Below are 11,813 nucleotides of genomic sequence, written 5' to 3' on the forward strand. Positions count from 1 at the left end.
TATCGCCGATCCGCCCCGTCCCCAGGCCCACGGCTACGTTTCACCCGCTTGTTTCCCTCGCCCGTCAGGCTGCGCCACAATCAGAGGTGGGGGGTGGGGAACAGGGCAGCTAGTCAGGAGGTCAGCGGTGGTGCCACTGGTCGGCCGCGTCGCGCAGTTGCGCCAGATCGCGGCGCTCGTCGAGGCAGTCCGCGACGGTCGCACCCAGGTGCTGCTCATCACCGGACCGGAGGGGGTGGGCAAGTCCCGGTTGGCCGGCACGATCGCCACTCAGATGCCCACCTACACACATCTCCTGCGCGAGTCTGAGCAGGGAGTCGCCTTCGGGGCCATCGACAGGCTGATCGACGAGCAGCTTCCCGAGACCGCGACCGAGCTGGCCGCACTGCGCGTCCGGTCGGGAGTGCCCACGTTCGCCATCGGCGTCGTGAATCTCATCGAGCGCCTTCCGGGTCCCTTCGCGGTGGTCGTCGACGACCTGCAGTACCTGGACGAGCCGTCGCAGGAGGCCTTCTGGCACGTCATCCGTCGCCTCGACAACGTCCCCGCCCTCTTCGTGGCGACGAGCACCACGACCCAAGGGTGGTTCGCCGAGCGGGTGGTGCAACACATCACGGTCGGACGGCGGGGCCGCCACATCGCGCTGGAGCCGTTCGACGAGGACGAGGTGCACACCTTTGTCCGCAGCACACTCTTCGCACCGCTCGACACGCGCCAGGTGAAGGCCGTCATGCGCGCCACCGGGGGATCGCCCGGCCAGCTGGTGGATCTGGTCGAAAAGCTCAGGTCCCCGGACTCAACCACGCTGGACGCCGCACTGGCCCAGGTGTCGCGGCGACACGAAGCGCTGACCGAACCCCAGGCCCAGCGGTTGTTCACCGAGTTGAGCGTCCCGGATGCGGCCGGGCTGCTGACGATCGCCCTCGGGGGGCCGCTCTCCTCGCGCGACTTCGCCGCCGCCGTCGATTCACTGGGGAGCGGGCCTGTCCACCTCCCGACTCTGCGGGCCACCGGACTGGTCCACGAGCCATCGTTGTCCTTGCTGCATCCTGCGCTCGCGTCGACCCTGACCGCGGCCGCCCCGCAGTCTCTCGTGCACGCGGTCCACGCGGCTCTCGGCAGCGTGCTGACGGGGGTGGAGGGGTTGAAGCACCGTGCTCTCGCCTGGGGAGGAGGCCCGGACTCCCACCTGGCCGACGACCTCGTGGCGGGAGCGCGTGCGGCGGCGGGCGTGGGCGACGTCGAACTCGCCACCCAGCTGATGGCCTGGGCCTGTGACCTGGATGTCTCGCACCTTCCTATGGCGTGCCTGTTCGCGCTCCGGGCCCGGCGTCCAGCCCTGATCCAGAGCCTCGAGCCACGGGTGGGATCGCTTCCCCCCGGCCTCACCAGATCCCTCCTCCACTGCGCACTCGACGCGATGAGCGCCGGCGTGCAGAGCCTGCGGCTTCCCGACGCACTTCCCCTCCCGGACCTCGACGACACGCTCCTGTTGTTGCTCGCCCACTCGCTCGCCGCCCTGGGCCGTAGCCGCAGTTCCCAAGGGCTGTTCGACATGCCGCCGTCGATGGGAGCGGTGCGGGACGAACTCAGACGACGCGCCGGTCGCGCCGACGCCGCCCCGGCCGACCCGGGCCGGAGTGCCGATCTGGTGAACCTCGACGGCCTGCTCACCATGTGGTTGTTGCTCGGAGAGGCTCGCATATCACTCGAGTCGACACTCCACGCCATGGAGGCGCACGCGCAGCGTCTGGCTGCCCATCCCGCGGCCGCGACCGCGCACGCCGTCACCCTGTCGATAGCGGCCTCCATCAACACCTCAACGCTGCGCTACGGCAGGGCCCATGCACAGATCGAACAACTGTCGCGCGTCGCGTCCATCCACCCGGACTTCGAGCTCTCGACAGCGTTGGTGAAGCACCGCCTGTTGTTCAATTCCGGGGAGTGGGACGACGCCCAGGCCTCGATCGAGCGCGGCCTCGCCGTCACCCTCGATGACCTCCGTGACGTGGGCGCGTTGCAGGCCCAGGCAACCGCTGCGCTCATCCCGTGGTGCCGCGGGGACGAGGACCTGGGCAGCCGCATGCTCACCCATGTCTCCACCCTGGCGGCTAACCGGAGGTTCAGCTCGGCCATGGGGGCGGTGCTCTGGGCACGGGGATGGGCCGCTGCGGCCGACGGTGACCCACGCACGGTCGTCGACAGTTTCGGTCCGCTGTGGTTGAGCCCCCTGACCGGCGGGTTCGCCGGAGCCGGATCAGCCGTCCTCCGGGTGCGCGCCCACGTGGCACTCGGCGACGTCGCTGCCGCCCGGGCCGCCCGCGCCCAACTCCTGTCCATCGGCGTTCCGTCCGAGGCGCTGGCCTTCCTGCTCCACCACATCGACGCGCTGCTGGCGGTGGGGGCCAAGGACCACGACACCGCAGCCAGACTGTTCCTCGAGGCCCATGCGGCCCTGAGGCACCGCAGGCACACGGACACCCCTCAGAGCCTCCAGATGATCACGGCGCTCCTGGCGGAGGACTGGGGCCGGTTCCTCATCGACACAGGGGCGCGCCAGGGGGCCGAGGACTGCTCCGACGAGTTGTCCGGGGTGATCGCGCTGCTGCTGCGTGCGGGCGCCGGCCGATGGCGGGAGCGCCTGGAGCATCTGCATACCGGCCTGTCCGCGAGCGTTGACGGAGCCACGAACGCGGCCCTGCCGGCGCACGGGGATCTGCTTGGGCGGCTGACCCGGCGCGAGCGCGAGATCGTCGAGCTCATCCTGAGGGGCCGGACCAACCGGGACATCGCCGGGGAATTGTTCCTGTCCGTGCGCACGGTGGAGTTCCACGTCCGCAACGCGCTGGCGAAAACTGGCGACACCACGCGCGGCGAGCTCCGGGACAGGCTGCGCACCACCACCGGGTCCTGATCCCAGTGGCCCGACCGCCAATGCCAGTGCTGCTCACTGGGCCATCCGTCGGGCCGGGGCGTCATCATAGAACCAGCGTCGGCTGCGTCGTGGTGGGTGATTGGGGGGACCCGTCATGACGTGGCCGCAGCTGTGTCGCATTCCCTCAGCCCCGGTGGCGCCGCGCGTGAGCCAGGAGCCTGTCCGTCGGCCATGTCGTGATGATCCGGTCCGCGGTGATTCCCGCCTCGCTTGCCCGGGCAGCGCCGTAGGTCAGGAAGTCGAGTTGGCCCGGTGCATGTGCGTCGGTGTTGATACTGAACAGGCACCCTGCGTCCACCGCCACGGCCAGGATCTCCGGGGGCGGGTCCTGGCGCTCCGGCCGTGAATTGATCTCCACAGCCACTCCGAACATCTCGCATGCAGCGAAGACCACGTCGGCGTCGAACCGCGATTGCTCACGCCAGGTGCCGTCCGCGCGCCTCTTGCGACCGGTGCAGTGCCCGAGGACGGTGGTGTGTGGGTTGGCGACCGCGCCGACCATCCGGGCGGTCATCGTCGCCTGGTCCGCCTTGAGATCCGAATGGACCGACGCGACCACGATGTCCAGCCGGCCCAGCAGGTCGTCCGCCTGATCGAGTGCTCCGTCGCCCAGGATGTCCACCTCGATGCCGCGCAACAGCCGGAGCGTGCGTTCCTCCTGGACCCGGCTGATGTCCTTCCACTGCGCGACGAGCCGATCCCGGCTCAGGCCGTTTGCCACTCTCAGCCTGGGTGAATGGTCCGTCACCGCCAGGTACTCGTGCCCCATCGATTCCGCCACCGCCGCCATCTCCGCCGTGGTCGAGCCCCCGTCCGACCACAAGGTGTGGGTGTGCAGGTCGCCTTTGAGGAGGAGTCGCAGCGGCTCACCGGCCGGGTCCAGGGATGCGGCGCCCGCCTCCCTGGACCGGACCAGCGCCTCTGGGATCGCCCCGGCGGCGGCAGCGGCAGCGACCGCGGACGTCTTCGGCCCGAATTTCGGCAGCGCACGCCACCCCGCCTCCGTCGTGGGCCGATCCGCTGCCGGGATGCCCTCGGCGACGTCAGCGGCGTCCCGGTAGGCGCGGACCCGGTAGGTGTCGGCGAGCGCGCGCTCCAACCAGAACGCGCACTCGCGCAACGCCGCCACCGGATCCATCAGGTGCACCGGGTCAGCGCGGCTGACCCACCATGAACTCGTCGACTTCCGCGCGTCCCGCGCGCAGCTTCGGGTCGTTCTTGAGGTAGTGGCTGGTCTCACGGGCGATGAGGCCGGAGAGCAGCAGCAGGCCGATGAGGTTGGGCAGTGCCATGAGCCCGTTCATGACGTCGGCGAATGCCCAGACCACACCCAGCGGGACCGTGGCGCCGATGTAGACCACGATCGTGAACGCGATCCGGTAGACCATGGTGGCGCGGACGCCGAACAGCCGCTCGACGCAACGGTCCCCGTAGTAGGACCAGCCGATGATGGTCGACAGGGCGAAAAGAATGACCCCGAGGGCGACGATGTAGCCGCCCCACTGCCCCGGAAGCCCGTGGCTGAAGGCCATCGACGTGAGCACCGCCGGGCTGGCGTCATCATCCCAGACGCCCGTGGTGACCAGCACCAGGCCGGTGAACGAGACGACCACGAGGGTGTCGATGAAGGTCTGGGTCATCGACACCAGGCCCTGGCGCACAGGATGGGTGGTCTTGGCCGCGGCCGCGGCGATCGCCGCCGAGCCCATGCCGGACTCGTTGGAGAAGATGCCGCGCGCCACACCCATCTGCACCGTGATCATGAGGCTGCCGAGGGCGCCGCCTGCCATGCCGGTCCCCGTGAACGCCTGGCCGAAGACGAGCCCCAGAGCGCCGGGGAGGTCGGCGATGTTGACGATGAGGATGTAGAGCGCACCCAGGATGTAGAACACGATCATGAAGGGAACCAGTGCGGCGGTGACGCGTCCGATGGCCTTGATGCCGCCGATGATCACGAGGCCCACGAAGATCGCCATGAGGATCGCGGTGATCTGCGGGTCGATGCCGAACGCGTCCTGGGCGTTGGCCGCGACCGCATTACCCTGCGTCATGTTGCCGATACCGAAGCTCGCCAGCACCGCGAAGACGGCGAACACGATGCTGAGGCCCACACCCCAGCCGCCCGGCAGGGCCTTCTTGAGGTAGTACTGGGGGCCGCCCGAGGCCTCACCCTTGGCGTCGACGGTGCGGAACCGGACCGCGAGGAACGCCTCCGAGTACTTCGACGCCATACCCACCAGGCCCGTGACCCACATCCAGAACAGGGCACCGGGGCCGCCCACCGCGATGGCGGTGGCGACGCCCACGATATTGCCGACGCCCACCGTCGCTGCAAGGGCGGTGGTGAGGGCCTGGAACTGCGAGATGTCTCCACCTTCGGCGTCAACGTCCTTGCGCTCCCACAGGGCGAGCCGCAGGGCGGACCCCAACGTGCGGAACTGGATACCGCGCAGCTTGATTGTCAGCCATAGGCCGGTGAGCAGCAGCAGCGGGATCAGCAGGAACGGACCCCACACGAATCCTGCGATCTGCTCCAGCGTCGTGGTCAGCTCTTCCATGGTCGATGCCCCTTCACTCTCTACGAACGGGGTCAACCTAGCAACGACGCGCGCCGGCGGTCAGGAGGCGCCACGCGCGTGTTACACGTTGTTCATACTCCTCAGGGGACCGGGCGCAACAGGTACGTGTCGTGGATCCATCCGTGGTGCTCCACCAGGCGGCCCCGGAGCGCAGCCAACTCGGCGGCAACCGAGCGCAGAGGCCCGTTGGCCAGCACCTGGTCCGGGGTACCCAGGTAGGCCCCCCAGTACACCTCCGTCTCCGGGAACTCCTCAGCCAGGCCCCTGCAGGTGAGGTCGTGGTCGTTCATGACGACCACGTCGCCCAGATCGGGGGAGTACTCGGCCAGCAGCCGCGCGCCGGTGGTGATGTGCACCGACGCACCGGCGTTGAGCGCGATCTGATGGGCGGCGGCCAGCACCTGCAGGGCGCTGACCCCAGGGATCACCGTGACGCTGAGGGCGAGCTTGTCCCTCAGCGCGTCGACCACCCGCAGGATCGAGTCGTAGAGCCCTGGATCACCCCAGGACAGGAAGCCCACCGTGTCGTCCATCGGGAGCCCGGCGAGGATGTGACGGTAGGTGGCGAGCCGACCCGCGTCCACGTCGCCCGGGTGCTCCCGCTCGGGGTCCAGCACCGTGATGACGCGGTGCGGCCGGTTCACGTGCCGGCGCAGCAATTCGCTGCGCAACCACACGAGGTCCGGCTGGTCCTCGCTGTGATCGCCCACCAGGAACACGTCCACCTGGTTCATGGCCTCCACCGCATCCAGGGTGAGCTGCCCGAATCCGCCCGGTCCGATCCCGATCACATACACCTTGCGTCCCATGCCTGGTGAGCCTAGCCGCGCCCGCTCGGCCGCGTCGCACTAGGCTGGCGTGATGGACTTCCGACCAGGGACCGCCCCGGCGCTCATCTCGTCCGCTCGCGCTCGCGCCGGCATCATCAAGCGGCTCCAGGCCTCGACGTCGGAGATGAACACCGCGACACTGGCGGCCCTCGTGACGCGGCACGAGTGGTTCTCCCAACTCGACGCGGAGTCCCGCTCGTGGATCGGCATCCTGGCCCGCTCGGGCATCGACGGCTTCGTCACGTGGTTCGCGGGCGAGCCGTTCACGCCGGAGACCATCTTCGACGCCGCCCCCCGCGCCATGGCACGGAGGATCAGCCTCCAGCAGACCGTGGACCTGGTGCGCACCACCACCGAGGTGGTGGAGGAGCAGATCCAGCATCTGCTCCCCCGCGGGGACCGCCAGGCTCTCCAGTTGGGCATCGTGCACTACTCCCGGGAGATCGCCTTCGCGGCCGCCGCCATCTACGCCCGCGCGGCGGAGGCACGCGGAGCGTGGGACTCGCGAATCGAGGCCACGATCGTCGACGCGGTGGTGCGCGCCGAGACCGACGAGTCCGTGCTGTCGCGAGCCTCGACGCTGGGGTGGGACACGGAGTCGAAGGTCGCTGTGGCCATCGGCGGCGCTCCGGCGGACGCGTCGGTGCTGGACGGGCTGAGGCGGGCCGCCTCGAAGTTCGGGCTGGAGGTGCTCGCGGCCCTGCAGGGCGACCGCCTGGTGGTGATCGCCGGCGGGGCCGGCGTTGGGGATCCTGTCGACACGTGCGAGCGCATCTCGAAGCTGGGCGATTTCTTCGCCGACGGACCCGTGGTGGTTGGCCCCACCGTCGACGGCCTCGCCGGGGCGCCCAAGTCTGCCCGCGCGGCCGCCTCGGGGTACCGGGCCGCCAAGGCCTGGCCGGAGGGCCCCCAGACCCTGCTGTCGGTGGATCTCCTGCCGGAGCGCGCCCTGGCCGGCGACGGGCACGCGCGCCGCGCTCTGGCGTCGGAGATCTACCCGGCGCTGGCAGCGAGCAAGGAACTGTTGGAAACATGCGTGGGGTTCCTGGACTGCGGCTCTTCCATGGAAGCCACGGCCAGAGCGCTGTTCGTGCATCCCAACACGGTGCGGTACCGCCTGAAGCGGATCCAGGAGGTCACCGGCTACAACCCGACTGACGCACGGGAGGCCTACGTCCTGAGGATGGCCATCTCCCTCGGACGTCTGAACGCCTGACCGCCGGTCGTTGTGGGGTTCCCACAACGACCGGGTGAACAAATTCGTGAATCTCGTGCCCGCACGAGAGGAGTCGCACAGGCAGAGTTGATGACGTGCTCGCGATTGTTGCTCCTGGCCAAGGTGCCCAGACCCCCGGTTTCCTCGCCCCCTGGCTCGAGTCGGCCGCGTTCGCCGAACGGCTCGCCGGGTACTCGGCCGCGACCGGGCTGGACCTGGCCCACTACGGCACCGAGGCAGACGCGGAGACCATCCGTGACACCGCCATCGCGCAGCCGCTCCTGGTGGCCTCCGCGCTGGCTGTGGCGGCCGAGTTCCTTCCCGACGTCCCAGGTGTCGGCGTCGTCGCCGGGCACTCGGTGGGCGAGCTGGCGGCCTTGGCGCTCACCGGCGTGATCACCGCCGCAGAGGCACTCATCCTGGTCCGCGAGCGTGGGCTTGCCATGGCCGAAGCCTCAGCGATCCGGCCCACCTCCATGGCGGCGCTCATCGGCGGCGATCGCGACGAGGTGCTCGCCGCCATCGAGGCCGCAGGGCTGACCCCTGCCAACAACAACGGCTCAGGCCAGATCGTCGCAGCGGGCACGGTGGAACAGCTGGAGATCCTCTCCGCGACTCCCCCGCGCCGCACCAGGGTGATTCCCCTGAGCGTGGCCGGGGCGTTCCACACGGCCCATATGGCACCGGCCGTGGCCCGGCTGCGCGCCGCGGCCGCATCACTGGCGCCCCAGCCCCCCACCACGAACCTCCTGAGCAACGCCGACGGCGCCGTGGTGGCCACCGGTGCCGAAGCGCTCGAGCGAGTGGTCAACCAGGTGGCCAACCCGGTGCGTTGGGACAAGTGCATGGACACTTTCGCCGGCCTCGGCGTGACGGGGCTCCTGGAGCTGCCCCCCTCGGGTACGCTCACCGGGATCGCCAAGCGCAACCTCAAGGGCGTCGAGTTGTTCAGCCTCAACACCCCGGAGCAGCTCGACGAGGCCCGAGAATTCTGCCGTACCCACAGCCAGTCCACACCCGAGTCCGAGTAGGTCACCCCATGCCCCTCAAGTCCTCCACCGGCGCCGACTTCGCCCGGATCATGTCCGTCGGCGGCGCGCGCGGAAGCCGCGTCGTGACCAACGACGAGATGTGCACCATGATCGACTCCACCGACGAGTGGATCACCCAGCGCACCGGCATCAAGGAGCGACGCTGGGCGGCTGAGGGCGAGGATGCGGAGACGCTGGCACTGGAGGCATCCAGGAAGGCCATCGAGCGCGCCGGCCTGCAGCCTTCGGACATCGACGCGGTTCTCGTCGCGACCATCTCTCATTTCATGCAGACCCCGGCGCTCGCCGCCATCCTCGCCAAGGACCTCGGCATGGCCGCTCCGGCCGCCTTCGACCTGTCGGCCGCCTGCGCCGGCTTCTGCTACGGCGTCGGCCTCGCCGAGGGCATGGTCCGCGCCGGATCCGCCACCCACGTGCTCGTGGTCGGCGTCGAGGTGCTCTCCCGCTACACCGACATGAACGACCGTTCCACCGCGTTCCTCTTCTCCGACGGTGCCGGCGCCGTCGTCATCGGGCCCAGCGACGTGCCCGCGATCGGTCCCACCATCTGGGGCTCCAAGCCCGAGGCGCACGCCGTCATCGAGATCGACGACTGGCGCGGCGTCGAACCGGGCGCCGGTGGGCCCTACATTCACATGGAGGGCCGCGAGGTGTTCAAGTGGGCCACCACCGCCATCGTGGAGAAGGCCCGCGAGACCCTGGAGGTGTCCGGCCTCACCCCTGACGAGCTGGACTGCTTCATCCCCCACCAGGCCAACAACCGGATCACCGATTCGATGTTGCGCCACCTGAAACTCCCTGAGGACGTCGTGGTAGGCCGCGACATCATCCAGATGGGCAATTCGTCCGCGGCGTCGGTTCCGTTGGCGATGGAGGCGCTGCTCGAGTCCGGGCAGGCCAAGACCGGCGACAGCGCATTGATCATCGGGTTCGGAGCGGGCCTCGTGTTCGCCGGCCAGACCGTGATCCTGCCCTGACCGCAAACTGTCAAGAAAATGAGAAAGGAGCCACCCATGGCTAGCACTGAGGACATTCGCGCAGATCTCGCCGAGATCGTCAACGACATCGCCGGCGTCGCAGTGGAGGACGTCCAGCTGGACAAGTCCTTCGTCGACGACCTCGGCGTCGACTCGCTGTCGATGGTCGAGATCATCTACGCCTGTGAGGACAAGTTCGGCGTGTCCATCCCCGATGAGGACGCCAAGAACCTCAAGACCGTGGGCGACGCCGTCGCCTACATCGAGCGCGCGTCCAACTGACGCCGACGTGGGGCGGTCGCAACGCGGCCGCCCCACCCCATCGCTTCACCCCGCCCTTCTGACGAGGAGTCCCTGCATGTCCACGACCGTCGTGATCACCGGCCTCGGTGCCACCACCCCCCTCGGCGGCGACGTCGACTCCACCTGGGAGGCCATGCTCGCCGGACGCTCCGGCGTCGTCGCGCTCACGGAGGACTGGGCCCGGGAACTGCCCACCCGGATCGCCGCCAAGGCGGCGGTCGACCCGAGCGTCGTCGTCGACCGCGTCGAAGCACGCAAGCTCGACCGGTCCACCCAACTCATGCAGGTCGCCGGCCTCGCAGCGTGGGCTGACGCCGGCTTCGGACTCGGGGAGGACAACGACGTCGACCCGGACCGCCTTGGTGTCGTGTGCGCCACCGGCATCGGCGGACTGCACTCCCTGCTGTCCAACTGGGACGTGATGAAGGAGAAGGGCGTCCGCCGCGTCTCGCCGTTCACCATCCCGATGCTCATGGCCAACGCCCCGGCCGCCAACCTCGGCCTCAAGATCCACGCCCGGGCCGGCGTGCACACCCCCGTCTCGGCGTGCGCCTCCTCCAACGAGGCGATCTCGCTGGGCCTCGACATGATCCGCCTCGGCCGTGCCGATGTGGTGCTCGTGGGTGGCGGCGAGGCCGTGATCCACCCCCTTCCCATCGGCGCCTTCGGCCAGATGCAGGCGCTGTCGCGGCGCAACGACGAGCCGGAGCGCGCCTCGCGACCCTGGGACGTGGACCGTGACGGCTTCGTCCTCGGCGAGGGCGCGGCGCTCATGGTGATCGAGACCCTGGAATCGGCCCGGGCCCGCGGGGCCCGGATCTACGGCACGCTCGCCGGCGCCGGGATCACGGCAGACAGCCACGACCTCGTGCAGCCGGATCCGGAAGGCTACGGCCAGTCACAGGCCATGCTCAAGGCTCTTCGGGAGTCAGGAGTGTCCGCACGCGACATCGTGCACCTCAACGCACACGGCACCTCGACCCCGCAGGGCGACGTCACCGAGGCCGGGTCCATCCGCACCGCTCTGGGCTCGGAGGCGGACCACGTCGTGGTGACCTCCACCAAGTCCATGACGGGGCACCTGCTCGGCGGGGCCGGGGCCCTCGAGACCGTCGCCTCCGTGCTCGCCCTGAAGCACCGGATGGTGCCCGGCACCATCAACGTCGACAGGATCGAGCCAGATCTCGGCATCGACGTGGCCACGTCCAACCGGGCCCTGCCCTCAGGTCCGCTGGCGGCCATCAACAACAGTTTCGGCTTCGGCGGCCACAATGTGGCAGTGCTGGTCACCAACGAGAACGTGACCGACTGACCTCCACGTCCGTGCTCCCGCTCACACCACCTGGTGGAGCCAGCGCACGGGCGCGTCCTCGGAGGCGTGCCTGAACACGTCGAGTTCCTCGTCCCACGGCACGCCCAGGAGTCGCTCCAGCGCCTTGTGAAGCGGCTCCCCGCCGAGTGCGTCCGTGGCCACCGCGTGCCTGAGCCGGTCCTCGGGGACGAGGGTGTCGCCGTGCACCCCCATGATGGTGCTGAGCGCGCCCAGGGTCGGAGTGAAGCAGTAACGCTGACCGTCGCTGCCGGGCACCGGCTCCTCGGTCACCTCGAAACGCAGCCTGCTCAACCGCCCCAGGGCGCTGGCCAAGCCCGCACCCGTGCCGGGGGGGCCGGTCCACGACAGCTCAGCGCGGTGGGTACCCGGCTCCGCGGCCTGGGCCGTCCACTCCAGATCGACGCGGGAGCCCAACACCGCACCGGCGGCCCACTCGATGTGCGGGCACAGCGCGGCTGACGCGGAGTGAATGATCAACATTCCCCGCGCCACTGGGTGGCTGATCGTCTCGAAACGAGCAGTCATCGGTGTACCTCCTGGTTGGGCCGGATTGCCTTCCCCTGCGATCAGGCCCGACCAGGTGTGTGC

At 69.5% G+C, this 11,813-nt stretch carries 10 protein-coding genes; 6 read left to right on the forward strand and 4 right to left on the reverse strand.

All coding sequences use genetic code 11. The features are described from left to right. Nucleotides 1–127 precede the first annotated feature (127 nt). Nucleotides 128–2,914 (forward strand): AAA family ATPase, encoded by a 2,787-nt coding sequence (locus ACX1D0_RS05515; protein WP_459019879.1) that lies wholly within the window; start codon nt 128–130, stop codon nt 2,912–2,914. A 145-nt stretch (nt 2,915–3,059) separates the two neighbouring features. On the opposite strand, the gene ACX1D0_RS05520 is transcribed toward ACX1D0_RS05515, so the two are convergent. The 3 genes from ACX1D0_RS05520 to cobF all read right to left on the reverse strand — a co-directional run bounded on the left by ACX1D0_RS05520 (nt 3,060) and on the right by cobF (nt 6,323). Beyond that, on the reverse strand, nt 3,060–4,073 hold the full coding sequence (locus tag ACX1D0_RS05520; RefSeq protein ID WP_459020394.1) for a PHP domain-containing protein: 1,014 nt from the start codon (nt 4,071–4,073) through the stop codon (nt 3,060–3,062). 13 nt (nt 4,074–4,086) lie between these two features. Beyond that, complete coding sequence (locus tag ACX1D0_RS05525) at nt 4,087–5,493, reverse strand: alanine/glycine:cation symporter family protein (RefSeq protein WP_459019880.1); 1,407 nt, start codon at nt 5,491–5,493, stop codon at nt 4,087–4,089. A 101-nt stretch (nt 5,494–5,594) separates the two neighbouring features. Then, nucleotides 5,595–6,323, reverse strand: coding sequence for a precorrin-6A synthase (deacetylating) (gene cobF, locus ACX1D0_RS05530; protein ID WP_459019881.1), 729 nt, complete (start codon nt 6,321–6,323; stop codon nt 5,595–5,597). 145 nt (nt 6,324–6,468) lie between these two features. Between cobF and ACX1D0_RS05535 the strand changes: the two genes are divergently transcribed. From ACX1D0_RS05535 to ACX1D0_RS05555, 5 genes are all read left to right on the forward strand, one after another. Further along, on the forward strand, nt 6,469–7,560 hold the full coding sequence (locus ACX1D0_RS05535; RefSeq protein WP_459020395.1) for a PucR family transcriptional regulator: 1,092 nt from the start codon (nt 6,469–6,471) through the stop codon (nt 7,558–7,560). A 95-nt stretch (nt 7,561–7,655) separates the two neighbouring features. After that, the gene (locus tag ACX1D0_RS05540; RefSeq protein WP_459019882.1) at nt 7,656–8,591 is read left to right on the forward strand and encodes an ACP S-malonyltransferase; all 936 of its coding nucleotides are present in this window, start codon (nt 7,656–7,658) and stop codon (nt 8,589–8,591) included. 8 nt (nt 8,592–8,599) lie between these two features. Next, on the forward strand, nt 8,600–9,589 hold the full coding sequence (locus tag ACX1D0_RS05545) for a beta-ketoacyl-ACP synthase III (RefSeq protein ID WP_459019883.1): 990 nt from the start codon (nt 8,600–8,602) through the stop codon (nt 9,587–9,589). Between the two features lie 36 nt (nt 9,590–9,625). After that, nucleotides 9,626–9,871 carry an acyl carrier protein gene (locus ACX1D0_RS05550; RefSeq protein ID WP_459019884.1) on the forward strand — a complete coding sequence of 82 codons (246 nt, stop codon included), beginning with the start codon at nt 9,626–9,628 and terminating at the stop codon, nt 9,869–9,871. Between the two features lie 76 nt (nt 9,872–9,947). Next, a complete protein-coding gene (locus ACX1D0_RS05555) occupies nt 9,948–11,204 on the forward strand; it encodes a beta-ketoacyl-[acyl-carrier-protein] synthase family protein (RefSeq protein ID WP_459019885.1) in 1,257 nt (418 codons plus the stop codon). A gap of 21 nt (nt 11,205–11,225) precedes the next feature. Here ACX1D0_RS05555 and ACX1D0_RS05560 read toward each other — a convergent pair whose 3' ends face one another. Next, nucleotides 11,226–11,750 carry a DUF3145 domain-containing protein gene (locus ACX1D0_RS05560; protein ID WP_459019886.1) on the reverse strand — a complete coding sequence of 175 codons (525 nt, stop codon included), beginning with the start codon at nt 11,748–11,750 and terminating at the stop codon, nt 11,226–11,228. Nucleotides 11,751–11,813 lie beyond the last annotated feature (63 nt).

The organism is Tessaracoccus pujii, from assembly GCF_054483895.1.

Bases quoted from the DNA above. Each gene is read 5' to 3' on its own strand.
- ACX1D0_RS05520 (WP_459020394.1), bottom strand. From the start codon at position 4,073: ATGGATCCGGTGGCGGCGTTGCGCGAGTGCGCGTTCTGGTTGGAGCGC.
- ACX1D0_RS05525 (WP_459019880.1), bottom strand. From the start codon at position 5,493: ATGGAAGAGCTGACCACGACGCTGGAGCAGATCGCAGGATTCGTGTGG.
- cobF (WP_459019881.1), bottom strand. From the start codon at position 6,323: ATGGGACGCAAGGTGTATGTGATCGGGATCGGACCGGGCGGATTCGGG.
- ACX1D0_RS05535 (WP_459020395.1), top strand. From the start codon at position 6,469: ATGAACACCGCGACACTGGCGGCCCTCGTGACGCGGCACGAGTGGTTC.
- ACX1D0_RS05545 (WP_459019883.1), top strand. From the start codon at position 8,600: ATGCCCCTCAAGTCCTCCACCGGCGCCGACTTCGCCCGGATCATGTCC.
- ACX1D0_RS05550 (WP_459019884.1), top strand. From the start codon at position 9,626: ATGGCTAGCACTGAGGACATTCGCGCAGATCTCGCCGAGATCGTCAAC.
- ACX1D0_RS05555 (WP_459019885.1), top strand. From the start codon at position 9,948: ATGTCCACGACCGTCGTGATCACCGGCCTCGGTGCCACCACCCCCCTC.
- ACX1D0_RS05560 (WP_459019886.1), bottom strand. From the start codon at position 11,750: ATGACTGCTCGTTTCGAGACGATCAGCCACCCAGTGGCGCGGGGAATG.